Genomic DNA, 24,091 nt, shown 5'->3' with positions numbered 1-24,091 from the left:
CGTGTCCGTCTTCTGCCCGGTGTCCGGTTCGGTCACCGCAACTCCTTCTCTCGTTGAGCCCGCATCTTCTCGGCCTCGGCTTCCATCTCGGGGGTCACGGTGAAATGACCGCCCCACTTGTTCAGGCTGCCCGGCGGATACTCCGGGACGGGGAGGATCTGCCGCAGGGGCTGCTCCGGCATGCCGCGTCGCTGCCATTCGCGCGGGTAGCCGACCGAGACCTCCTCGAAGCGCACCCCGTCGTAGTAGGTGGTCCGCGGGATATGCAGGTGGCCGTACACGCTGCACAGCGCCCGGTAGCGCAGGTGCCAGTCGGCCGTCTCGGTGGTACCGCACCACAGGGCGAACTCGGGGTAGAACAGCATCCGCGTGGGTTCGCGCACCAGCGGGAAGTGGTTGATCAGCACGGTGGGCAGGGCGGGGTCGAGCGCGTCGAGACGGGCTCGGGTCTGATCCACGCGTACCCGGCACCAGGTGTCGCGCGTGATGTACGGATCCGGCTTCAGCAGGAACTCGTCGGTCGCGACGACGTTGCGTTCGCGCGCCAGCGCGAGCCCGTCCGCCTTCGTCGTGGTGCCCTCCGGCAGGAACGAGTAGTCGTAGAGCAGGAACATCGGCACGAGCACCACCGGCCCGTCCTCGCCCTCCCAGATCGGATACGGATCCTCAGGGGTGAGCACGTCGAGTTCGCGGCACATCGTGACGAGATAGTCGTAGCGCGCGACCCCGAACATCTGCACCGGGTCCTTGGCGGTCGTCCACAGTTCGTGGTTGCCGGGCACCCAGATCACCTTCGCGAACCGGCTGCGGAGCAGCGACAGCGCCCACCGGATGTCGTCGGTCTTCTCCGACACGTCGCCCGCGACGATCAACCAGTCGTCGGGCGACTCCGGATACAGGTCCTCGGTGACCGGCCGGTTGCCCCGATGACCCACATGGATGTCGCTGATCGCCCACAGCTTCGCTGCCACGCACTAACCTCCCGACTCGTCCTGGATGCGCACCTGCCGGTCCGCGCCCGTCACCGCCCATCGTCCCGAGAGCGTGCGCCACACGACGGCGATCATCCGGAACACGATGAACACCGTAAGCCCCGTCCAGATACCCGCCAGACCCCAGTCGTACGCGAGCGACAACCAGATCAACGGCAGGAAGCCGAACAGCGCCGAGGCCAGCGTCGCGGTGCGCAGGAAGGCGGCGTCCCCCGCACCGAGGAGAACACCGTCGAGTGCGAAGACGATTCCCGCGAGCGGCATGATCGCGACGAAGAACCACCACGCGACGCCGATCTGGTCGAGCACCTCGGTATCGGTGGTGAACAGATCAGGAATCACATCCTTCCCCGCCACGAAGACCACCGCGAGGACGACGGCGAAGACCACCGACCACGCCGACAACCGCCACGCCAGGCGAGTCGCGCCCCGGCGGTCGGCCGCACCGAGCGCGGCGCCGACGAGGGCCTGCGCGGCGATCGCCAGCGAGTCCAGGGTGAGGGTCACGAAGGTCCACAGTTGCAGCACGACCTGATGACCGGCCACCGCGGCCGCACCGAAACGCGACGCCACCGCCGCCGCGGACAGGAAGCAGGCCTGGAATGCGAGGCTGCGCGCGATCAGGTCACGTCCGAGCCGCAACTGTGCCCCGATCACGGCGGGTCGCGGTCGCAGCGGAACCCCGGACCGCAGCAGCGCCACGACGAACAGGACGGCCGTCACGGACTGCCCGATCACGTTGGCGATGGCGGAACCGACGAGTTCCCACCGGGGAGCGCCCAGCAGTCCGTGGACCAGTACCGGGCACAGCACCGCCGACAGGGCGAGGCCGGCGATGACGAATCGCAGCGGCCGCATCGTGTCCTGGACGCCGCGCATCCAACCGTTCCCGGCCAGGCCGACGAGGATCGGGGGAGCCCCGAACAGCGCGACGCGCAGCCACGAGACGGCAGCGTCGGCGATCTCGGCATCGCCGGCGAGCAGCCGCGCGACGGGACCGGCCAGCGCCTGGCCGACGAGCAGGATCGCAAGTCCGACGATCATCGCGAGCCAGGTCGCCTGCACGCCCTCGCCGACAGCGTCGTCGTGCCGGTCCGCACCGTGGAAACGCGCCGCGCGCGCGGTGGTGCCGTACGACAGGAAGGTGAGCTGGGTGCTCACCTGCGCGAGAATCAACCCGCCGATCGCGAGACCGGCCAGGGGCAGCGCCCCCAGCCGGCCGACGACGGCGATGTCGAACAGCAGGTAGAGCGGTTCGGCCGCGAGCACCCCGAGGGCGGGAAGGACGAGCCCGAGGATCCGCCGTCCGGTGACGTCGGAAGCGCGTGAGCCGCCGGGCGTCTCAGAGGCGCGTGAGCCGCCGGGCGTCTCAGAGGCGCGTGAGCCGCCGGGCGTCTCAGAGGCGCGTGAGCCGCCGGGCGTCTCAGAGGCGCGTGAGCCGCCGGGCGTCTCAGAGGCGGGCGACCCGCCGGACGCAGTCAACCGAGCACGCCGCGCAGGGCGGCGACGATCCGATCGGTGTCGCCGTGGGCGGTGTACCCCGCCGCCAGGCGGTGTCCTCCGCCGCCGAGTGCGGTGGCGACGGCGGACACGTCCACCGAGGTCTTCGCGCGCAGCGAGACGGTCCACTCCTCGGGAGCGACCTCCTTGAACACCGCGGCGACCTCGGCCTCGGCGGTGGTGCGCACGATGTCGATGACGCTCTCGACCTCCTCCGGACCGAGATGCGCGGAGTCGGCGCGCCGGACGAAGGCGTAGACCAGTCCCCTGCCCTGAGCAGCGTCGCGTTCGAGTGTGGCGGTGGCCAGCACCGACGACAGCATCGGCAACCACCCGAAGGGATGGGTGTCGAGCAGGGCCCGCGTGATCGACGTGCCGTCGATACCGGTGGCGAGCAGGCGCTCGGCAAGTCCGTGGGCCTGCGGGCGACCCCAGCGGAACGATCCGGTGTCGGTCACCAGTCCCGCGTACAGGCAGTGCGCGAGTGCGGCGTCGATCTCGACACCCCACACGTCGAAGAGGTCGGCGAGCACCATCGCGGTGGCCTCGGACTCCGGGTCGACGAGGTTGTGGGTGCCGAACCGCGTGTTGGACAGGTGGTGGTCGATCACCAGGACGTTCGGGGCGGTCTTCAGACGGTCGCGCAGGACACCGAGACGGCCCGCGGTACCGCAGTCGACGGTCACCACGAGATCGGCCTCACGGCGTACCTCCGCGACCGGCGTGACCAGGTGTGCGCCCGGCAGCGACCGCATCGAGTCCGGCATGTTCGCGGGCGAACCGAACGCGACCTGCACGGCGACACCGCGTCGCTCGAGCGCCAGCCCGAGGGCCAGCCCGCTGCCGAGGGTGTCGGCGTCGGGGTTGATGTGGCACAGCACCGTCACGGTGGCCGCCGCGTCGAGCAGTGCGGCGGCACCGTGCAGGTCGACGGATCCTGCCGGGCCGGACGGGACGCCGGCATCGTCCCGGCGCGACGGGACCACCGGAGGAGTCGGGTCGGGCACCGGTGCGTTACTCGTCGTCGTCACCGGCGTCGCGCTCACGGGATTCCTTGTAGGGATCGGCATCGCCGGCCGGAACGGCGCCCTCACGGGCGCGTGCGACCTCGTCGTCGGCCGCGCGAGCGCGCGCGAGGAGTTCCTCCATGTGCCGTGCCGTGTCGGGCACGGTGTCGGTGACGAACGTCAGCGTCGGGGTGAACCGCACACCGGTGCCGGCGCCGACCTTCGAGCGGAGCACGCCCTTGGCCTTCTCGAGGCCGGCAGCAGCGGCCTCGTGATCGGGTTCGGTGTTCAGATCCGCGCCCCGGACCGTGTAGTAGACGGTGGCGTCGTGCAGATCCGCGGTGACCTTCGCGTCGGTGATCGTCACGAACTCGAGGCGCGGATCCTTGATCTCGAGGTCGATGGCGGTGGCCACGATGGTGGCAATGCGCTTCGCGAGTCGGCGAGCCCGTGCTGGATCGGCCATGTCGTTCGTTCCCTTCTGTAGCCGCCGGCAGGCGGCCTGTCGTGCGGCCGGGATCAGTCCTCGGGCCCGTACAGCCTGCGTCTGACCGACAGCAGGTCGAGTTCGGGCCGCTGGGCGACCAGCCGCTCACACTTGTCCAGTATCTCTCCGACGTGCGCGAGGTCGGGGGCGACGACCGCCACACCCACCTGCGCCCGGCGGTACAGATCGTGTTCCCCGGTTTCGGCGGCGGACACCCCGAGCCGGCGCAGTTCTGCGACCACCGGACGGATCGCCGATCTCTTCTGCTTGAGCGAATGCACGTCGCCGAGCAGCAGGTCGAGTTCGAGCGCTCCCAGATACATTCGCTTCTCTCCTCGAGGACACTCCGGTCGGCCGTCCGGTCGGCTCCGTGCCGGCCGGGTCGGGCGTCCCGACACACCCGTGGCGGCGAACGACGAATCGTTCACCGCCACGGGTGCGGGTGGATCAGTCGCGCGGCTTCTCGCGCAACTCGTACGCCTCGATCACGTCGCCGACCTTGATGTCGGAGTAGGTGATCGTCAAACCGCACTCGAAGCCCTCGCGGACCTCGGTGACGTCGTCCTTCTCGCGGCGCAGCGACGAGATGGTGACCGTCTCGGCCACGACGTTGCTGTCGCGGATGAGGCGGGCCTTCGCGTTGCGCTTGACGATGCCGGACTGCACGAGGCAACCCGCGATGTTGCCGACCTTTGACGACTTGAAGATCGCGCGGATCTCGGCGCGGCCGAGCTCGACCTCCTCGTAGATCGGCTTGAGCATGCCCTTGAGGGCCTTCTCCACCTCGTCGATCGCCTGGTAGATGACCGAGTAGTAGCGGATGTCGACACCCTCGCGGTTCGCGAGCTCGGTGGCCTTGCCCTCGGCGCGGACGTTGAAGCCGATGATCACGGCGTTCGACGCGGCAGCGAGGTTGACGTTGGTCTCGGTGACGCCACCGACACCGCGGTCGATGACCCGCAGGCGCACCTCGTCGTCGATCTCGATACCCATGAGCGCCTCTTCGAGGGCCTCGACGGTACCCGAGTTGTCGCCCTTGAGGATGAGGTTGAGCTCGTTGTGCTCCTTGAGAGCGGCATCGAGATCCTCGAGGCTGATGCGCTTACGGCTACGTGCTGCGAGCGCGTTGCGCTTGCGGGCATTACGCCGGTCGGCGATCTGACGCGCGATGCGGTCCTCTTCGACGACGACGAGGTTGTCCCCGGCGCCGGGCACCGACGTGAAGCCGACGACCTGGACCGGACGCGAAGGCAGTGCCTCGAGCACGTCCTCGCCGTGCTCGTCGACCATGCGGCGCACGCGGCCGTAGGCGTCGCCGGCGACGATCGAGTCGCCGACCCGCAGAGTGCCGCGCTGGATGAGCACCGTGGCCACCGGACCGCGACCGCGGTCGAGGTGCGCCTCGATGGCGACGCCCTGCGCCTCCATGTCCGGGTTGGCCCGCAGATCGAGCGCTGCGTCGGCGGTGAGCAGCACCGCTTCGAGCAACTGGTCGATGTTGAGGTTCTGCTTCGCGGAGATGTCGACGAACATGGTGTCGCCGCCGTACTCCTCCGCCACCAGCCCGTACTCGGTGAGCTGCTGACGGATCTTCTGAGGGTTCGCACCCTCCTTGTCGATCTTGTTCACCGCGACCACGATCGGGACATCGGCGGCCTGTGCGTGGTTGATCGCCTCCACCGTCTGCGGCATGACGCCGTCGTCGGCTGCGACCACGAGGATCGCGATGTCCGTCGCCTTCGCGCCGCGGGCACGCATCGCGGTGAACGCCTCGTGACCCGGGGTGTCGATGAAGGTGATCAGGCGATCTTCACCGTTGAGGTGCGTCATCACCTGGTAGGCACCGATGTGCTGGGTGATGCCACCGGCCTCACCCTCGCCGACGTTCTCCTTCCGGATCGTGTCGAGCAGGCGGGTCTTGCCGTGGTCGACGTGACCCATGACGGTGACCACCGGCGGACGCTGCTGGAGGTCTTCCTCGCCGCCCTCGTCCTCGCCGTACTGGATGTCGAACGACTCGAGCAGCTCGCGGTCCTCATCCTCGGGCGAGACGACCTGCACGACGTAGTTCATCTCCGAGCCGAGCAGCTCGAGGATGTCGTCGTTCACCGACTGAGTGGCCGTGACCATCTCACCGAGGTTGAACAGCGCCTGCACCAGGGCCGACGGGTTCGCGTCGATCTTCTCGGCGAAGTCGGACAGCGATGCGCCGCGAGCGAGACGGATGGTCTCGCCGTTGCCACGCGGCAACCGCACGCCGCCGACCGACGGCGCCTGCATCGAATCGTATTCCTGCCGCTTCTGCCGCTTCGACTTACGACCACGACGCGGAGCGCCACCGGGACGACCGAACGCGCCGGCTGCACCGCCGCGACCGCGTCCACCGCCACCGCCACCGGGGCGACCGCGGAAACCACCGGGAGCACCTGCACCTGCAGGTGCGCCGCCACCGGCGCCGCCACCGCGGTAGCCGCCGCCACCGCCACCGGGACGTCCACCGGGAGCTCCGCCCGGACGACCCGGACGACCGGATGCGGCCGGACGCGCAGCACGCTGCGGCATCGCACCCGGGTTGGGACGCGGGGGCATCGAACCCGGGGACGGACGGGGACCGCCCTGTCCGGGCGCGGGGCGGGGACCGCCCTGTCCGGGAGCCGGACGCGGACCGGCCTGGCCGGGTCCGGGACGCGGGCCACCGGGGCCTGCTGCGGGACGTCCCTGTCCGGGCGTGGGGCGGGGGCCGCCCTGTCCGGGGGTAGGACGCGGTCCGCCCGGGCCGGGGCGCGGGGCACCCGGACGCGGAGCGGGACGCTCGGCCGGAGCCGAGGAGTACGGGTTGTTACCGACGCGCGGGGTCTTCGGACCCGGACGCGGACCGGCCGGCTTGGGGCCGGGCTTGGCCGCGGGAGCCTGCGGCGTCGCGCTGGGAGCCTGAGCAGCCGGGGACTGCGGTGCCGCCTGGGCAGCGGGGGCCTGCGGCGCGGGAGCCGCGGGCTCCTCCGGTGCCGGAGCGGGCTTGGGAGCAGCCGGCTTCGGTGCGCCGGGCTTCGGACGCGCGGTCTCGGCCGCGGGGGCCGGGCTCGCAGGGGTGGGCCGGGGACCCGGCCGGGGGGCACCGGGCTTCGGTGCGGGGTTGGGTGCAGCCTTCGCGGCTGCATCGCCTTCGGTCTTACCGAACGATTCGCGCAGTCGACGCGCGACCGGCGGTTCGACGGTCGACGACGCGGACTTGACGAACTCGCCCTGTTCCTTCAGGCGTGCGAGTAGTTCCTTGCTGGTGACACCGAGTTCTTTCGCCAACTCGTGCACGCGGGCCTTGCCTGCCACTGCTCTCCTCACTGATGAGGTCGAGCGGCCGACTGCCCGCACGACCTCGGGTTATCTCCGATGGACGTTCATCGCTGGTGCTTCACGGTGTGCTCATGAGTGTTCGTGCCTGTTCTTCTCAGAGTGCGATGTCACTGTTGGTGTTCCTCGTCGTCGTTCCCACGATCGTCGTACCCGGCCGAGGCCGACTCGATACGTCCGTGATCACTGTGCCGTGGACCCGACCAGCTGATCCAGCGCTGTGGTGTCCGGATACCCGGTCACGCGCAGTGCCCTGCCGAATGCTCGACGCCGAACCGCCAGGCCCAGACATTCCGGGTTGGGATGCAACCAAGCACCTCGCCCGGGAAGCCTGCGTCGGGGATCGGGAATCACGGCGAAACCTGACGGTTCCTTCTCGCGCGCCACCACCCGGAGCAGTTCGGCAGCCAGCGTTCGCTGCCGACATCCGACACAGGTCCGCACCGTAGTGGCGCGTTCCCCGCCGGTCGAGGACAGGTCATGCTGAACCATCGACCACTGTACCGCTGATTTGCCCGGAATCCCGCATCCCACTCCTACGCGCCTGTCGAGCCGCCGCGCGAATCGTCGTTCCCGGCCGGTGCCGCGTCGCTGCGGATGTCGATCCGCCAGCCGGTCAGCCGGGCCGCGAGCCGGGCGTTCTGCCCTTCCTTGCCGATCGCGAGGGACAACTGGAAGTCGGGAACGACCACCCGGGCGGCGCGCGCGTCGGGGTCGACGACCGTGACCGACACCACCTTCGACGGCGACAGTGCGTTGCCCACGAACTTCGCGGGGTCCTCGTCGTAGTCGATGATGTCGATCTTCTCCTCGCCGAGTTCGCGCATCACGTTGCGCACCCGCTGCCCCATCGGGCCGATGCACGCACCCTTGGCGTTGAGGCCGGGGACGGTCGAGTGCACGGCGATCTTCGAGCGGTGCCCGGCCTCGCGGGCGACGGCGACGATCTCCACCGACTCGTCGGCGATCTCCGGGACCTCGAGGGCGAACAACTTGCGCACCAGATTGGGATGTGTCCGCGACAGGGTGATCTGCGGGCCGCGCTGTCCGCGGGAGACGCCCACGACGTAGCACTTGATGCGGTCGCCGTGCTCGTAGGACTCCCCCGGCACCTGCTCGGCCGGCGGGATCAGTCCCTCGGCGTTGTTCGTCTCGCCGCCGATCTTCACGACGACCATGCCGCGGGCGTTGGCACGCGAGTCGCGCTGCACGACGCCGCTGACGATCTCACCCTCGTGGGTCGCGAACTCACCGAAGCGCTGTTCGTGCTCGGCGTCGCGGATGCGCTGCATGATGACCTGACGCGCGGTGGTCGCCGCGATCCGGCCGAAGTCCTCGGGAGTGTCGTCCCACTCGGCGATCAGGTTGCCGTCGGCGTCGCGCTCCTCGGCGAGGACCTGGATGGCGCCGGTCTTCGTGTCGACCACGACCCGCGCGTGCGGCTGGTGTCCGTCGACGTGCCTGTACGCCGTGAGCAGGGCCGTCTCGAGCGTCGCGATCAGCTCGTCGAACGGGATGTTCTTCTCCGCCTCGAGCATGCGCAGGGCGGCGATCTCGATATTCACTTGTCCACCTTCGTTTCGTTCGTCTCGTCGTGGTCGTCGCTGCCCGTCTCGTCCTCGGGCCCTTCGGCCAGCTCCCCGGCCGCGACCCGGCCGTCCGGAACCCCGCCCGCGAGCTCGAGTTCCCTCGGTGGCGGCGGGGAGAACTCCACCTCCACCACCGCTCTGCGCACCGCCGAGAGCGGGACCGAACGCACGACCGGCCCGGACCGATCGGGCAGGACGAGCCTGATCTCGTCGCCGACGAGCTCGCCGATGCGTGCGACGAGGGTCTCGTCGGCCAGTTCCACCTTCGTCTTGCGACCCTGAGCGCGCCGCCAGTGGCGGGGCTCGGTCAGGGGCCGGCCGATCCCGGGACTGGTGACCTCCAGGACGTAGGGCGACTCGCCGAAGTCCGAGACTCCGTCGAAGGCCTCGGAGACGATCCTGCTCAGGCGGGCCGCCTCGTCGAGACCGAGACCTGCGTCGCTGTCGACGAGGAGGCGCACCGTACTGTGCTTTCCGGCGGCCGTGACCACCACGTCCTCGAGGTCGTATCCCTCTCTGGCGAGCAGATCGGAGACGAGCTCGACGATCCTCTCCGGGGGCGGCACAGGCATGGCGGGCGGGCTCCTCGTTCAGTTGTGGTCGCAGCGGACAGCGGGCCGGAACGGATGCGTACCGGCAGACATCAAGCCTAACCCGCGTCTCCTGCTGCTGTGACCAGGGCGGCGTCCTTCGTCGGACGACGCGACTGGCAGGATGGTCCGGTGCCGATGCCACTCGACCGTCCCACCGTCTCCCGACGAACCCTCCTGCGATGGTCGTCGGTCGCCGTCGGTGGATTCGGAATCACGACGATCACCGCGTGCGGCGCCTCCGACGAGGATGCCGCCGAACCGGATCCGCTGGCGGGTCAGGCGACCCGCGCCCGCACCGACGCAGCGATCGCGACCGCGCTGGTCGCGCGGGCGCCGGAGCTGTCCGCGCCGCTCACCACGATCGCGGCCGAGCGGACCTCCCACGCCGACGCGCTCGAGGTCGAGATCGCCCGGATGGAGGGCGCCACCACGAGTTTCACTCCCCCGTCGACCACCGTGACCACTCCCACCGGTGAGCTGCCGACCGTCGAGGCGCTCCGTGAGCGGTTGAACCGGTCGCAGCGCGAAGCCGCCGACCTCGCACGCACGCTCTCGGGTTACCGCGCGGGTCTGCTCGCCTCGATCAGCGCGTCCTGCGCCGTGCAGACGGCGATGATGTTGCCGTGAGCTCACCCGAACTCGGTTCCGAACAGCAGGCCCTCGTCGACGCCCTCGAGGCCGAACACGCGGCGGTCTTCGGATACGGCGTGGTCGCGGCCTTCGCGGATCCCGCCCGCGCGAACGCCGTGGCGGAGGACACCGCAGCGCACCGCGCACGCCGTGATGCAACGATCGAGGCGTTGCGCGCCGCGAGCGTCGAGCCGCCGGTCGCGGCACCCGGTTACACCGTGCCGTTCCCGGTGATCGACGCCGCGTCCGCCGCGCAGCTCGCCGAACAGATAGAGAGCGACACCGCGGTCGCGTGGCGGTCCGTCGTCGAACGGGCACGCAGCGAGGCCACCCGGGCCACGGCCGTGGACGCACTCACCGAGGCGGCCCTGCGGGCGGCGCGGTGGCGGCAGAGCCGCGGAGTCGTGCCGTCGGTGGCCTTCCCCGGTCAACCCTGATCCGGTCGGCCTCGATCCGGTCGACTCCGAAGCACGGGTCACCCGGTCACGACCGCCAGCGCGAAGCCGTCCCAGCCCTTCGATCCGACGGTCTGCAACGCCGTCGCGTCGAGGCGCGGTTCGCGGCCGAGCAGTTCGAGCACGTCCCGCGACGCGCGGACCCGTTCGTCGTCGCTGCCCTGATCGACGATGGCCCCTGCCCGCACCACGTTGTCGACGACGATGACGGTGCCGGGTCGCGACAGCCCGAGCGCCGCGCGCACGTAGTTGCTGTTGTTCTCCTTGTCGGCGTCGATGAACACCAGGTCGAAGGGATCCTCGTCGACCAGGCCCGGCAGCGAGTCCAGGGCGGGGCCGACTCGGATGTCCACACGGTCACCGACGCCGGCGCGGTCGAGATTGGCGCGGGCCACCTCGGCGTGCTTGCGCTCGTATTCGAGGGTGACCACCCGGCCGGACTCCCCGACGGCCCGGGCAAGCCAGATGGTCGAGTATCCGCCGAGGGTGCCGATCTCCAGGACCCGGCGGGCACCCCGGATCCGTGCGAGCAGGTGCAGGAACTTGCCCTGCGGCGCGGACACGTCGATGGGCGGCAGTTCCGCTGCGGCGTTCGCCTCGAGCGCTGAGCTCAGCGCAGGATCGTCGCCGATCAGCACGTCGGTGAGGTAGTTGTCGGTCGCACTCCAGTTGTCGGCCATGCACCTCATTGTGGTTCGGCGCGCAGCGCACCACGGCGACTTCTGCCACATACGCCGGTGCCCCCGCGACGGCAGGTCGCAGGGACACCGGGTTCCGCCTGTATCGGCGAATAAGAGCGTCAGCGGTTGACGATGCGCTGGACGACCTCACCGATCGGCAGTTCGTCGGCCTCGCCGGAGAAACGGTCGCGGACCTCGACCTTGCCGTCGGCGAAGCCGCGGCCGACCACGACGACGAGCGGCATGCCGAGCAGCTCCGAGTCCTTGAACTTCACGCCGGGCGACGCCTTGCGGTCGTCGAGGAGCACCTCGAGGCCGGCGTTCGAGAGTTCCTCGGCGAGGTTCTCGGCGCCTTCGCGGGCCTGCTCGTCCTTGTTGGCGATGACCAGGTGCACATCGAACGGTGCGATCTCCGACGGCCAGCGCAGGCCCTTCTCGTCGTGCTGCTGTTCGGCGACCACCGCGACGAGGCGTGACACGCCGACGCCGTAGGAGCCCATCGTGGGGCGGACGGGCTTGCCGTTCTCGCCGAGGACGTCCACCGCGAAGGCATCGGTGTACTTGCGGCCTAGCTGGAAGACGTGGCCGATCTCGATGCCGCGGGCGGAGAGGAGCGGGCCGGCTCCGTCGGGCGACGGATCGCCGTCGCGCACCTCGGCGGCCTCGATCGTGCCGTCCGGGGTGAAGTCGCGACCTGCGACCAGCCCGAAGACGTGCTTGCCCTGCTCGTCGGCGCCGGTGATCCAGCTGGTGCCGTCGACCACGCGGGGGTCGACGAGGTAGCGGACACCGTTGGCGAGCAGCGCCTTCGGGCCGATGTAGCCCTTGACGAGGAAGGGATTGGCCTCGAAGTCGGCGTCGGTGAGCAACTCGACCTCGGCGGGTTCGAGCGAGGCCTCGAGGCGCTTGTCGTCGACCTCGCGGTCGCCGGGGATGCCGATGCCGAGCAGCTCCCACTCGCCACCGGGCTGCCGGACCTTGACCATGACGTTCTTGAGCGTCTCGGCCGCGGTGACCTCCCGGCCGAGGACCTCCGACGCCGCGGCGACGAGCGAGGCGATCGTCGGGGTGCCGGGGGTATCGTGCACGACCGCCTCGGGCTGTCCGTCGATCGGCAGCGGTTCCGGCGCGAGCGTCTTCACCGCTTCGACGTTCGCCGCGTAGCCGGATTGGAGGCACCGCACGTAGGTGTCCTCACCCGCAGGCGAGTCGGCCAGGAACTCCTCGGAGGCGCTGCCACCCATCGCACCGGAGGTGGCCGAGACGATCACGTACTTCACGCCGAGACGCGCGAAGATGCGCTCGTAGGCGTCGCGGTGAGCCTTGTACGAGTCGGCCAGGCCCTCGTCGGTGAGGTCGAAGCTGTAGGAGTCCTTCATGACGAACTCGCGACCGCGGAGGATGCCGGCGCGGGGGCGCTCCTCGTCGCGGTACTTCGTCTGGATCTGGTAGAGCGTGACCGGGAAGTCCTTGTAGGAGTTGTACTCGCCCTTGACGGTGAGCGCGAAGAGCTCCTCGTGGGTGGGTCCGAGGAGGTAGTCGCCGCCCTTGCGGTCCTTCAGCCGGAACAGGCTGTCGCCGTATTCCGTCCACCGGTTGGTGGCCTCGTAGGGTTCGCGCGGCAGCAGCGCGGGCAGAGCGATCTCCTGCGCTCCGATGGAGTTCATCTCCTCGCGCACCACCCGCTCGATCTGCCGCAGCACCCGCAGCCCCAGAGGCAGCCACGAGTACACACCTGGCGCGATTCGTCGCACGTATCCGGCTCGGACCAGCAGCTTGTGGCTCGCGACCTCGGCGTCGGCCGGGTCGTCTCGGAGGGTGCGGAGGAACAGGTGCGACATGCGGGTGATCACGACCGTGCAGCCTACCGTGGCCACCTTCCGCGACGTCGGTACGGTTACCGGTTGTGCTGGTGCTTCTCCCCCCTTCCGAAACCAAGTCCGACGGCGGCGACGGCGGACCGCTCGATCTCGCCGACCTGTCGATGCCGCAGTTGACGGAGACGCGGGAGATGCTCGTGCAGGCCCTCGTCGACCTCTCCGCCGACACCGAGGAGTCGAGCCGCGCACTCGGGCTGGGTACGAAGGGCGCCGACGAGATCGAACGCAACGCGAAGTTGTGGGTCTCCCCCACCCGCCCGGCGCTGGAGCGGTACACCGGCGTGCTGTACGACGCGCTCGACGCGGGAGCCTTCACGAAGGCGCAGCGCGACAAGGCCTATCGACGCCTGGGCATCGGGTCGGCGCTGTTCGGCGCGGTCCGGGCTGCGGATCCGATCCCCGCCTACCGCCTCTCCGGAGGGTCGAAACTGCCCGGCTTCGGCACCGTGAAGTCCGTGTGGCGGAACGAGCTCACCGACGCGCTGGTGGCCGAGGCCGGCGGCGACCTCGTGGTCGATCTCCGCTCCGGGGTCTACCAGCAGCTCGGTCCCGTGCCAGGTGCGGTGACCGCAACCGTGCTCACCGAGCAGCCCGACGGCACCCGCAAGGTCGTCAGCCACTTCAACAAGCACCACAAGGGCCTGCTGGCCCGCGCGCTGGTCCTCACCCGCGCGGAGCCGAGCGATATCGGAGCGCTCGCCCGCGTCGCGACGAAGGCGGGACTGAGGGTCGAGGTGGAGTCGCCGACCGAGCTGGTCGTGCTCACCTGACCTCGAGTCCCATCGCCGCGACGATCCGGCGAGCCGTGTGCAGGACGGCGCCGAGTCGCGCGGTCAGGACCAGGTCGTCCGATTCGGTGGCGAACCGTTCGAGTTCGGTGAGATTGCTGCGGCACGTCCCGTCGGGGTCGACCTCCCGGCCCGCCCCCACGGCATCGACCATCTCGGCGAGGGCGTCGAGCATCGCTGCGATCCCCGTCCGCAGGCGGCGACGGTCGGCTTCGGCGACGTCGTCGCCGAGTACGGGGTCCAGAGCGTGCGCGAGTTCCTCGACAGCGCTGGACACCGACGAGAGGTCGTCGAGGGTCCGGTCCCAGCGACGTGCCCATTCCCCGGCCCGTGCAGCGGCGGGGCGTGGGTTCATCCGGGCACTCTCGTGCGCCCACCGTGATTCCTCGAAGGCGCGTTGCACGAGGCTGTCGATGCCCCGCGCGCGCTGCACCCAGTCCCGCACCCCCGACGATCCCTCACGGCATCCGGACGCCATGTCCCGCAGCAGGTCGCGCAGCTCACCGGTGAGTTCGCGGGCCTCCTTGCCCGCCGAGTACACCGGCGGGAAGACCAGCGCCGTCACGGCCACGCCGATCGCCGCGCCGATCGCCGTCTCCGCGAGTCGTTCACCGAGCAGGATCGGGCTGTCCGAGGCGCCCGTCGCGATCACCAGCAGCGCGGTGATCGCCACCCAGATGCCACTGGCCCCGAACCGTCGCCAGCGACCCGCGAAGTAGCCGATCGCCACGGCGATGCCGATCGCAGCGGTCGTCGACTCCACGAGCCGCGTCACCACGACCGCGACCAGCAGACCCGCAACCACCGCCCCGACCTGCACCACCGCCTGCTGGAGCGAGCGCACGAGTGTCGCCTCGACGAGGAAGACCGCGACATAGGGCGCGAGGAAGGCCTGCTGGAAGTGGAAGACCTCGGTCACGACGAGCCACGCGACGACCGCGGCGAGCGTGGACCGGAACGCCTGGAGGGCGACGTACCGCTCGTGTCCGGCCTCGCGCACCGCGCGGACGATCCACGATCCGACGAATCTGCCCCGTTCGCGAACACCGACCTGCATGAGTGTCGGGTACCCGGGGGTCGTGCGTGGCAGGCGTGAGCAAACTCATCCGCCGCAGCGATCGCTCGTCCGCCACGGTGACGGTCCGACGGTCAGGAGGTCTGCGCGGCCTTCTCGGCCTCCTGCGCCTGCGCGACCTCTTCGGGAGTGAAGCGGATGAACAGCGCCGCGACACCGGCGATCACCGCGCAGACCGCGCAGCCGACGAGCGCGAACATGTATCCCTCGCCCTGGGCGACGAGCTGGGCGTCGGTCATGTCGGCGACGGCTCCGGAGACACCACCGAGCGACATCGTCCGCGAGGTGGCCATCGCACCGATCACCCCGAGGCCGACCGGACCTCCGAGAGTCTGGGCGACCTGCGCGATCGCCGAGAGCGGTCCGATCTCGTGCGGTCCCACCCCGGAGATCGCGCACAGCGGCAGCGGGACCACGGCCAGGCCGACCCCGAAGCCGACAACGAGCACCAGCACGAACAGGGTCGGGAAGTAGCGGACGCTGCCGTCCATGGTCGAGCCGTAGAGCAGGCTGACAGTCATGATCGCCGAGCCGGTGACCACGAGCCAGCGCGGTTCGATCCGCGCGACCAGCTTCGACGACACCGCGGCGGCACCGCCGAGACCGAAGGCGAACGGCACGAAGGCCAGACCCGCGGCGAGCGGGCTGTAGCCGAGGATGTCCTGCACGAACAGGGCGACGAAGGCCGCGAGGCTGAACATCACGGCGCCCGCGAAGAAGATCGCCACGAAGGTCGCGACGCGGTCCTTGTTGCGGAACAGCACGAACGGCAGCAGCGGGTTCTCCGCCCGCCGCTCGACGAGCAGGAACACTCCGAGCAGCACGAAGCCGGCGACGATCGCGCCGATGACCGAGGGGCTCGACCAACCGACTTCGGGCCCCTCCGTGAGACCGAAGACCAGGCCGGTGCATCCGAGTGTCGCGAGGATCGCGCCCGGCACGTCGAGCGCGAGGCGTTCGGAGGCGGTCTCACGTAGCGCGATCGCGGCGAGCACGACGATGAGGACGCCGATAGGGACGTTGATGAGGAAGATCCAGCGCCACGAAAGCTGGGTGAGCGCACCCCCGAGGATCAGTCCGGCGATGGACCCGACACCGGTCATGGCCGCGAAGACCGCGATGGCGCGGTTGCGTGCCGGACCTGCGGCGAAGGTCGTCGCGACGAGCGCGAGGGCGGTCGGGGACGCGACCGCGGCGCCGACGCCCTGCAGGGCGCGGGCGCCGATGAGCATCGCCTCGCCGGTCGCCAGACCGCACAGCAGGGAGGCCAGGGTGAACAGGCCGACTCCGCCCATGAACGTGCGTTTGCGTCCGTAGCTGTCGCCGAGACGGCCGCCGAGGAGCATCAACCCGCCGAAGGCGAGGGCGTAGGAGGTGAGGACCCAGTTGCGACCCGCATCCGACAGTCCCAGATCACTCTGCAGCGGCGCGAGCGCGAGGTTCGCGACCGTTCCGTCGAGCACGACCATCAACTGGAGGCCGCTGAGGACCAGCATGGCCAGAGCGACCGCGCGGGTGGCCGACGGATGCGAAGTGGCTGACACGTGATCCAACGTTACCCACCGTCCGAGTCGGAGCCGGTCCGCGGATCGAGTCCGAATCCGGCCACCGGCCCGATCACGACGATCGCGGGCGGGCGCACGGCCTCGTCCCGGACACGCTGAGCGACGGTCGACAGATCGGCACGCACCACACGTTGGCTGCTCAGCGTGCCCTCCTGCACGACGACCACGGGGGTGTCGGTGGGACGTCCGCCGGCGATCAGGGCGTCGGCGAACTGCTCGATGCGTTCGACGGCCATGAGCAGGACCAGGGTGCCGCGCAGCTTGGCGAGCGCGTCCCAGTCGGTGAGCGAGTCGGGATGTCCGGGCGCGACGTGGCCGCTGGCCACGACGAATTCGTGGGTGACCCCACGGTGGGTGACGGGGATCCCGGCCGCAGACGGCACGGAGATCGCGCTGGTGATGCCGGGGACGACGGTCACCGGGATGCCGGCCGCGGTGCAGGCCTCGAGCTCCTCGTAACCGCGACCGAAGACGTACGGGTCGCCGCCCTTGAGTCGGACGACGAACTTGCCGGCCTTTGCGCGGTCGATGAGGGTCTCGTTGATGACCTGCTGGGCCATGGCCCGTCCGTACGGGAGCTTCGCCGCGTCGATCACCTCGACGTGCGAGTCGAGTTCCGCGAGCAGTTCCTGCGGGGCGAGATGGTCGGCGACGACCACGTCGGCGCGGGTGAGGAGGCGTCGACCGCGCACGGTGATCAGGTCGGGATCGCCCGGTCCTCCGCCCACGAGGGCGACGCCGACCGGCTTCGGCGCGGTCTCGGCGAACTCGGTGACGGCCGCTCCGGCGAGGGCGTCACGGATCGAGGTGCGCACGGCGGCGGACCGGCGGTGGTCGCCACCGGCGAGGACGCCGACGGTCAGACCCTCGTAGCGGGCCGTGGCGGGGGTGACGGCGCTGCCGTGACGGGCGTTGTCCGCGCGGACGCAGAAGATCCTGTTGCGTTCGGCTTCGGCGACGACCGCTGCGTTGGTCTCGGGTTCGTCGGTGCAGGCCATGGCGTACCACGCGCCGTCGAGGTCGCCGTCGCGGTAGTCGCGCAGGTCGAGGGAGATGCGGCCCTTCGTCGCCATGCTCTCGACCACGGGGGTCGCGGCCCGGGCGACCACGTGGACGTCGGCACCGGACGCGACGAGCAGACCGAGACGCCGCTGCGCGACGCTGCCTCCTCCGACGATCACGACGCGGCGTCCACGGAGATCGAGTCCGACCAGGTAACTGGTCTCGTCCTCAGCGGCAGCGGACACGGGCATCTCCCCATCTCTCGTGTCGGGGCGAATCCGATCGGACCCACCTTCGGGACACCTGTGGCCCGGGCATCGCCCCGGGCCACAGGTGCAGTGATCGGATCAGACCGCGGCGGCCTCTGCGGGTGCCTCGGCCACGGTGTCGGAGACGACGTCGAGCTGCAGCGACTTCGTGCTGTGGTCCCATACCTGGCGGAACAGGTCGGGGTTGTCGGACAGCTTCAGACCGAGCGACGGGACCATTTCGCGGAGCTTGGACTGCCAGCCCGCCCACTGCTGCGGGAAGCAGCGCTCGAGGACGTCGAGCATGGCCGGAACGGCCGTCGAGGCACCCGGCGACGCACCGAGCAGACCGGCGATCGAACCGTCACCCGCGTTGACCACGGCGGTACCGAACTCGAGGACACCGCCCGCACCCTTGCGTCGGATGACCTGCACACGCTGGCCGGCGACGATGAGCTCCCAGTCCTCGAGGCGCGCCTCGGGCACGAACTCGGCGAGGGTGCCGATGCGGTCGGCGGGCGACTGCATGAGCTCACCGACGAGGTACTTGACCAGGCCGAGCTCGGTGACGCCGACGCCGAGCATCGACATCAGGTTGCCGGGCTTGACGGACTTGGGCAGGTCCATGATGCCGCCCTGTTTGAGGAACTTGGGCGACCAGCCGGCGTAGGGACCGAAGAGCAGACCCTGCTTGCCGCCGATGACGCGGGTGTCGAGGTGCGGCACCGACATCGGAGGGGCACCGACCGCGGCCTTGCCGTAGACCTTGGCGCTGTGCTGCGCGATGACCTCGGGATTGGTGCAGCGCAGGAAGGCACCGGAGACGGGGAAGCCACCGAAGCCCTTGATCTCCTTGATGCCCGACTTCTGCAGCAGGTGCAGCGCGCCGCCGCCGGCGCCGACGAAGACGAACTTCGCCTGGACCTTGCGCGACTCGCCGGTGCGACGGTTGCGGACCTTCACGATCCAGCTGCCATCGGACTGCTTGGACACGTCGGTGACGTCGTGGCCGAAGAAGACGGTGCCGCCGGAGGCCGCGACGTGGTTGATGAGCTGCTTGGTGAGGGCACCGAAGTCGATGTCGGTGCCGGTCTGCGTCCAATTCAGGGCAACCGGGTCGGAGAAGTCGCGGCCCTTGCCCATGAGCGGCAGACGCTCGGTGAAGACCTCGGGGCTCTCGGTGTACTCCATGCCCTCGAAGAGGGGATGGCCGGCAAGGGCGTCGTAGCGGGCACGCAGGTACTTCACGTTCTCGGCGCCGTGTACGAAGCTGACGTGCGGAACCGGATTGATGAAGTTCTTGGGGTCGGACAGAATGCCGTTGTCGACGGCGTACGCCCAGAACTGGCGCGAGACCTGGAACTGCTCGTTGACGTTGACGGCCTTCGCGATGTCGACCGAACCGTCCGGCTTCTCAGGAGTGTAGTTGAGCTCACACAGCGCGGAGTGGCCCGTACCGGCGTTGTTCCAGGGGTCGCTGCTCTCGGCGGCCGCGGCGTCGAGGCGCTCGAACGCGGTGATCGACCAGTCGGGCTGCACCTGACGCAACAACGCACCGAGGGTTGCGCTCATGATGCCCGCGCCCACGAGCACTACATCGGTTTTCGCTACTACGTTCTCTGACACTGGGAAATCGACTTCCTTGTCTGGTTCGCACGCGCCGCCGAAGTACGGAGGTACCGTCTCGCGTGGGTGTCCCGTCAACGCGGCGCGCGAATGCGACCGACAGGTTACCCGCGCGTGGTCCGGCGTTTCATTTCACCTCATTGTGTACCCATGAGCGGTGGTCGGCGAACACACCTAGGGTGTGATAGTGACTACTTGGCGTCCTGACGTCCTCGGAGACGGCTACGAACAGCTCGAACTGCCGCTGGGCACCGACCCCGACGGCGAAGGCGAGATCTCGGCGACCCTGGTGCGCTACCAGCCTCCGTCTACCGATCTCCCCGACCGGGCGGTGCTCTACGTCCACGGCTTCACCGATTACTTCTTCCAGCAGCACCTCGCCGAGCACTTCGCGGCGCGCGGTTACCGCTTCTTCGCGCTGGACCTGCGCAAGTGCGGTCGTTCGCGGGCACCCGGGCACACCCCTCACTTCGTCACCGATCTCTCCCACTACGACGCCGAACTCGACGAGGCGCTGCGCGTGGTGCGCGAGGAGGTCGGTGGCGGTGTGCTGCTGGCGGCCCACTCGACGGGCGGGCTCGTCCTGCCGTTGTGGCTCGACCGTCTCCGTCGCCGGCCCGGCGGGGTTGCCGCGGCGGGCATCGTGGGTCTCGTCCTGAACAGTCCGTGGTTCGACCTGCAGGGACCGTCCTACCTGCGCAATGTCGGCACGGCGGCCGTCGACATCGTCGGCCGCCTCCGCCCGCGCGCGCTCATACCGCTGCCGAAGACCGAGGCCTACGGCCGCAGCCTGCAGTGCGACGGCTGGCGCTACGACCTCGACTGGAAGCCGTTGACCGGGTTCCCCGTCCGCTTCGGCTGGTTACGTGCCGTGCGGCGGGGCCAGGCCGTCCTGCACCGCGGGCTCGACATCGGGGTGCCGTCGCTGATCCTGCGGTCCGGTGCCTCGCGCTTCGCTCCGCGGTATGACGCGAGCGTCGACACCGTCGACGCGGTCCTCGACGTCCGCCAGATAGCCCGATGGGCGGGATGCCTCGGCAACCGCACGACGATCGTGCCGATCGACGGTGCCCGTCACGACGTGTTCCTGTCCACACCCGGTCCCCTGGCGGAGGCCTTCCGGGAATTGGACTTGTGGCTGGAATGGTTGGACGGAGCGGACGAGGCGGACACCTCCGGTTCCCGAACCGAGGCCGACGACTCCGACGACTCCGCCACCGTTTCCGTACTGCACCGACTCACGGGAGAGCACGCGTGACCCACTACGACCTCGCGATCATCGGCACAGGATCGGGGAATTCGATCCTCGACGAGCGGTACGACGGGAAGCGCGTCGCTCTCCTCGAAGAAGGCACCTTCGGGGGCACCTGCCTCAACGTGGGCTGCATCCCCACGAAGATGTACGTCTACGCCGCGGAGGTCGCCCACACGGTCCGCACCGCGGCGAAGTACGGCGTCGACGCGTCGATCGACGGAGTGCGGTGGAACGACATCGTCGACCGGATCTTCGGTCGCATCGATCCCATCGCTGCGGGCGGCGAGCGCTACCGCCGCGAGGACTGCGCGAACGTCACCGTCTACGACGGTCACGCGCGGTTCGTCGGCGAGCGCCGCATCGACACCGGAACCGGTGAGGTGATCACCGCGGACCAGGTGGTCGTCGCGGCCGGTTCGCGGCCCGCGATCCCGCAGGAGGTACTCGATTCCGGTGTGAGATATCACACGAGCGACGGCATCATGCGGTTGCCTAAACTGCCCGAGTCCCTCGTAATCCTCGGGACGGGTTTCATCGCGATGGAGTTCGCCCACGTCTTCTCGGCGCTCGGCACGCGGGTGTCGGTGATCGCGCGGACCGACCGTCTACTGCGGCACCTCGACGCCGACGTCTCCGAGCGGTTCACGGCGCTCGCCGCGGCCAAGTGGGACGTCCACCTCGCCAATCCGGCCCGGGCGTTCCGTCCGGTCGGCGACGGCGTGGAGGTCGAACTCGCCGACGGCACCGTCGTGAGCGGCGACGCCCTGCTCGTCGCGACAGGTCGGCAGCCCAACGGTGACCTGCTCGACGCCGCGGCGGCGGGCATCGAACTCGATGCGAAGGGCCGGATCGTGGTCGACGAGTTCCAGCGCACGTCCGCGGCGGGTGTGTTCGCCCTCGGCGACGTGTCGTCGCCCTACCAGCTCAAGCACGTGGCCAACCACGAGGCGCGGGTCGTCCAGCACAACCTGTTGCACGACGCGTGGAGCGGCGACACCACGGGTCTGCAGCGGACGGACCACCGCTACGTCCCCTCCGCGGTGTTCACCGATCCGCAGATCGCGTCGGTCGGTCTCACCGAGGCCGCGGCCCGGGAGGTGGGATTCGACATCTCCGTCAAGATCCAGGACTACGGCAACGTCGCCTACGGCTGGGCGATGGAGGACACCGAAGGTTTCTGCAAGCTGATCGCCGATCGGTCGACGGGTCTGCTGCTCGGCGCCCACATCATCGGGGCCCAGGCGTCGACGGTCATCCAGCCCCTCATCCAGGCCATGTCGTTCGGTCTGCCCGCGCGGGAGATGGCGACCGGGCAGTACTGGATTCACCCCGCGCTGCCCGAACTCGTCGAGAACGCCCTGCTGGGTCTCTGAACTTCGGGGTCTCCGAGCACCTTCACCAGCGCCGTGTGGCCTGCTGCCCTCTCCGGGCCGCAGGCCACACGCGTCTCACCAGCTTCCGGTGCGCAGCGCGATCGCGGACGCGAAGTCGGTGGGCGCCTCGGCGGGCACGTTGGCGACCCCGGCGAGTTCGACCACCCGGAACTCTCCCGTCACGTAGCGCATCGATGCGTCCGCTTCGGGTCGACGCGAGGCATCGCCCACGACGATCGTGGTGGGCACCTCCGCGGGCGGCGCCGACGCGTCGCGCACCGTGCCGTCACGATCCGCGACCGCGGGATGGCCGCGGTCGGCGACCACCAGGCTCGCGAAGCGTCCGAAGCGTCCTGCGGCGACGGCCCAGGCCAGTTCGGCTCCCGCGCCGCTGCCCGCCAGATGAACCCAGGGCAGGGCGAGGGCGTCCAGTAGGGCGAACACGTCGGCGGGCGCGAGTCCGTCGATCTTCTCGACCACGATCGTCCGCAGGTCGGACGTGTGCAGCCGCTCGCACACGACGTCGTACACACCTGCGTCCTCCCCCGCGTCGGGGAAGAGCAGCACCGTGTAACGACTTTCGGGGCCGCCGATCCGAACCTGCACGTCCCCACCGGGCGTGGTCACCGTCCTCGATTCCATGGGCAAACGCTACATGGCCGCAGTCCGTGCTCCGCCTCTTGCCGTATCGAGACGGGCTGGGGAGTGGACATGCGGATGTTCGGGATCCTGCGTTTCGTCACAGACAGTTCCGTGGTGCAGTTCCTGGGCTTCTTCGCCACCATGCTCCTGATCGTTGCGCTGTCGATGCTCGTCGGGGCAATCCAGCACCGTTGGCGCGCAACGGGTCTGCTGACGGCCGCCGCGTCCGTCGTCGTGATCGGTGGTCTCGCCGCGACCCTCGTCACGTGGACCCGGTCGTGGTCGTCGCTGTGGTCGTGGATCGTCGACGCGTCGCCGACGACGACCCTGGTGGTGCTCCCCCTGCTGGTGGCCGCGGTGTGCGTGGGCGCGACCTGACAGGTCGCCCGCAACGCGGCACCCCAGGCCGGCCGCCTTCCGGAACAGGTTCGGCCCCGACCCTTTCCGGGTCGGGGCCGAACTCCGTGCTCGCTCAGCGAGCGGAGGTCACGGCAGGGTGAGGATCTCGGCGCCGGTGTCGGTGACGACGATGGTGTGCTCGAACTGCGCGGTCCACTTGCGGTCCTTGGTGACGACCGTCCAGCCGTCGTCCCAGATCTCGTAGTCGGGCGTACCGAGGTTGATCATCGGTTCGATGGTGAACACCATGCCGGGCTCGATGATCGTGTCGATGTCGGGCCGGTCGTAGTGCAGGATCACCAGGCCGTTGTGGAAGGTCTCGCCGATACCATGGCCGGTGAAGTCGCGGACGACGCCGTAGCCGAAGCGGTTGGCGTAGGACTCGATGACCCGGCCGATGACGTTGAGGGCCCGGCCCGGCTTGACCGCCTTGATGCCGCGCATCGTGGCCTCGCGGGTGCGATCGACGAGCAGGCGGACGTCCTCGGAGACGTCGCCGGCCAGGAAGGTGGCGTTGGTGTCGCCGTGGACGCCGTCGATGTAGGCGGTGACGTCGATGTTGACGATGTCGCCGTCCTCGACGACGGTCGAGTCGGGGATACCATGGCAGATGACCTCGTTGAGCGAGGTGCAGCACGACTTGGTGAAGCCGCGGTAGCCGAGGGTCGACGGGTAGGCGCCGTGGTCGCACATGTACTCGTGCGCGACGCGGTCGATCTCGTCGGTGGTCACGCCCGGCGCGACAGCCTTACCGGCCTCGACGAGGGCCTGTGCGGCGATCTTCGACGCGAGTCGCATCTTCTCGATCGTCTCGGGTGTCTGCACCCACGGCTCGTTGCCTTCCTTCGCCGTGGGCTTCCACACGTACTCCGGCCGTTCGATCGATGCGGGCACCTCCCGGACGGGAGTCGGAGTGCCGGGGACGAGCGGAGCGCGGGTAGCCATGACTTCCAGATT

Annotated in this window: 23 protein-coding genes; 6 read left to right on the top strand and 17 right to left on the bottom strand. The window is 69.6% G+C overall.

Annotated elements, in window-relative coordinates:
- Positions 1–32: 32 nt before the first annotated feature.
- The 9 genes from RBB84_RS05505 to rimP form a co-directional block, all read right to left on the bottom strand.
- Entirely contained in the window at positions 33–971 is a 939-nt protein-coding gene (locus tag RBB84_RS05505) for a metallophosphoesterase (RefSeq protein ID WP_006551271.1), read from the bottom strand.
- A gap of 3 nt (positions 972–974) precedes the next feature.
- Positions 975–2,291, bottom strand: coding sequence for an MATE family efflux transporter (locus RBB84_RS05500; RefSeq protein WP_051424905.1), 1,317 nt, complete (start codon positions 2,289–2,291; stop codon positions 975–977).
- A gap of 179 nt (positions 2,292–2,470) precedes the next feature.
- A complete protein-coding gene (locus tag RBB84_RS05495) occupies positions 2,471–3,418 on the bottom strand; it encodes a bifunctional oligoribonuclease/PAP phosphatase NrnA (RefSeq protein WP_232333468.1) in 948 nt (315 codons plus the stop codon).
- 88 nt (positions 3,419–3,506) lie between these two features.
- Complete coding sequence (rbfA, locus tag RBB84_RS05490; protein ID WP_006551274.1) at positions 3,507–3,965, bottom strand: 30S ribosome-binding factor RbfA; 459 nt, start codon at positions 3,963–3,965, stop codon at positions 3,507–3,509.
- Between the two features lie 53 nt (positions 3,966–4,018).
- The gene (locus RBB84_RS05485; RefSeq protein WP_006551275.1) at positions 4,019–4,309 is read right to left on the bottom strand and encodes a DUF503 domain-containing protein; all 291 of its coding nucleotides are present in this window, start codon (positions 4,307–4,309) and stop codon (positions 4,019–4,021) included.
- Positions 4,310–4,433: 124 nt separating this feature from the next.
- Complete coding sequence (gene infB, locus RBB84_RS05480; protein WP_024100657.1) at positions 4,434–7,313, bottom strand: translation initiation factor IF-2; 2,880 nt, start codon at positions 7,311–7,313, stop codon at positions 4,434–4,436.
- Positions 7,314–7,517: 204 nt separating this feature from the next.
- The gene (locus RBB84_RS05475; protein ID WP_006554227.1) at positions 7,518–7,826 is read right to left on the bottom strand and encodes a YlxR family protein; all 309 of its coding nucleotides are present in this window, start codon (positions 7,824–7,826) and stop codon (positions 7,518–7,520) included.
- Positions 7,827–7,870: 44 nt separating this feature from the next.
- The gene (nusA, locus tag RBB84_RS05470) at positions 7,871–8,899 is read right to left on the bottom strand and encodes a transcription termination factor NusA (RefSeq protein ID WP_006554228.1); all 1,029 of its coding nucleotides are present in this window, start codon (positions 8,897–8,899) and stop codon (positions 7,871–7,873) included.
- Positions 8,896–9,495 (bottom strand): ribosome maturation factor RimP, encoded by a 600-nt coding sequence (gene rimP, locus RBB84_RS05465; RefSeq protein ID WP_033096519.1) that lies wholly within the window; start codon positions 9,493–9,495, stop codon positions 8,896–8,898. Before rimP ends, nusA begins: the two co-directional genes overlap by 4 nt.
- A 156-nt stretch (positions 9,496–9,651) precedes the next feature.
- On the opposite strand from rimP, the gene RBB84_RS05460 reads away from it, so the two are divergent.
- Positions 9,652–10,143: a hypothetical protein gene (locus RBB84_RS05460; protein ID WP_197481838.1), complete on the top strand. Its 492-nt coding sequence runs from the start codon at positions 9,652–9,654 to the stop codon at positions 10,141–10,143.
- Positions 10,140–10,583: a ferritin-like domain-containing protein gene (locus RBB84_RS05455; RefSeq protein ID WP_006554231.1), complete on the top strand. Its 444-nt coding sequence runs from the start codon at positions 10,140–10,142 to the stop codon at positions 10,581–10,583. The genes RBB84_RS05460 and RBB84_RS05455 overlap by 4 nt, the downstream gene beginning before the upstream one ends.
- A gap of 38 nt (positions 10,584–10,621) precedes the next feature.
- Here RBB84_RS05455 and RBB84_RS05450 read toward each other — a convergent pair whose 3' ends face one another.
- Positions 10,622–11,281: an O-methyltransferase gene (locus tag RBB84_RS05450; RefSeq protein WP_064256246.1), complete on the bottom strand. Its 660-nt coding sequence runs from the start codon at positions 11,279–11,281 to the stop codon at positions 10,622–10,624.
- A 119-nt stretch (positions 11,282–11,400) separates the two neighbouring features.
- Positions 11,401–13,134, bottom strand: a complete 1,734-nt coding sequence (locus RBB84_RS05445) for a proline--tRNA ligase (protein WP_024100656.1) — start codon at positions 13,132–13,134, stop codon at positions 11,401–11,403.
- Positions 13,135–13,187: 53 nt separating this feature from the next.
- Between RBB84_RS05445 and yaaA the strand changes: the two genes are divergently transcribed.
- Positions 13,188–13,931 (top strand): peroxide stress protein YaaA, encoded by a 744-nt coding sequence (yaaA, locus tag RBB84_RS05440; protein WP_064256247.1) that lies wholly within the window; start codon positions 13,188–13,190, stop codon positions 13,929–13,931.
- On the opposite strand, the gene RBB84_RS05435 is transcribed toward yaaA, so the two are convergent.
- The 4 genes from RBB84_RS05435 to mqo form a co-directional block, all read right to left on the bottom strand.
- Positions 13,924–15,006, bottom strand: coding sequence for an FUSC family protein (locus RBB84_RS05435; RefSeq protein ID WP_064256248.1), 1,083 nt, complete (start codon positions 15,004–15,006; stop codon positions 13,924–13,926). The genes yaaA and RBB84_RS05435 overlap by 8 nt on opposite strands.
- Positions 15,007–15,098: 92 nt before the next feature.
- The gene (locus RBB84_RS05430; RefSeq protein WP_228045118.1) at positions 15,099–16,520 is read right to left on the bottom strand and encodes an MFS transporter; all 1,422 of its coding nucleotides are present in this window, start codon (positions 16,518–16,520) and stop codon (positions 15,099–15,101) included.
- A 59-nt stretch (positions 16,521–16,579) separates the two neighbouring features.
- Positions 16,580–17,842 carry a uroporphyrinogen-III C-methyltransferase gene (gene cobA, locus RBB84_RS05425; protein WP_041803306.1) on the bottom strand — a complete coding sequence of 421 codons (1,263 nt, stop codon included), beginning with the start codon at positions 17,840–17,842 and terminating at the stop codon, positions 16,580–16,582.
- A 96-nt stretch (positions 17,843–17,938) separates the two neighbouring features.
- On the bottom strand, positions 17,939–19,411 hold the full coding sequence (gene mqo, locus RBB84_RS05420; RefSeq protein ID WP_230809625.1) for a malate dehydrogenase (quinone): 1,473 nt from the start codon (positions 19,409–19,411) through the stop codon (positions 17,939–17,941).
- 241 nt (positions 19,412–19,652) lie between these two features.
- Here mqo and RBB84_RS05415 point away from each other — a divergent pair, with 241 nt between their 5' ends.
- Positions 19,653–20,723, top strand: coding sequence for an alpha/beta hydrolase (locus RBB84_RS05415; protein WP_064061050.1), 1,071 nt, complete (start codon positions 19,653–19,655; stop codon positions 20,721–20,723).
- Positions 20,720–22,093, top strand: a complete 1,374-nt coding sequence (gene mtr, locus RBB84_RS05410) for a mycothione reductase (protein ID WP_064256249.1) — start codon at positions 20,720–20,722, stop codon at positions 22,091–22,093. The genes RBB84_RS05415 and mtr overlap by 4 nt, the downstream gene beginning before the upstream one ends.
- A 75-nt stretch (positions 22,094–22,168) precedes the next feature.
- On the opposite strand, the gene RBB84_RS05405 is transcribed toward mtr, so the two are convergent.
- On the bottom strand, positions 22,169–22,735 hold the full coding sequence (locus RBB84_RS05405) for a hypothetical protein (RefSeq protein WP_024100650.1): 567 nt from the start codon (positions 22,733–22,735) through the stop codon (positions 22,169–22,171).
- A 75-nt stretch (positions 22,736–22,810) separates the two neighbouring features.
- On the opposite strand from RBB84_RS05405, the gene RBB84_RS05400 reads away from it, so the two are divergent.
- Complete coding sequence (locus RBB84_RS05400) at positions 22,811–23,113, top strand: hypothetical protein (RefSeq protein WP_350247252.1); 303 nt, start codon at positions 22,811–22,813, stop codon at positions 23,111–23,113.
- A 108-nt stretch (positions 23,114–23,221) separates the two neighbouring features.
- Here the strand turns inward: RBB84_RS05400 and map are convergent, their stop codons facing one another.
- Positions 23,222–24,079: a type I methionyl aminopeptidase gene (map, locus tag RBB84_RS05395; RefSeq protein ID WP_019289132.1), complete on the bottom strand. Its 858-nt coding sequence runs from the start codon at positions 24,077–24,079 to the stop codon at positions 23,222–23,224.
- Between the last annotated feature and the right edge of the window lie 12 nt (positions 24,080–24,091).

This window comes from Rhodococcus sp. D-6, assembly GCF_040256695.1.
In the GTDB taxonomy this organism is placed as follows: Bacteria; Actinomycetota; Actinomycetes; order Mycobacteriales; family Mycobacteriaceae; genus Rhodococcus; species Rhodococcus pyridinivorans.
Note: the sequence above shows the minus strand (reverse complement) of the source record. Positions and strands in the feature narration are given on the sequence as shown.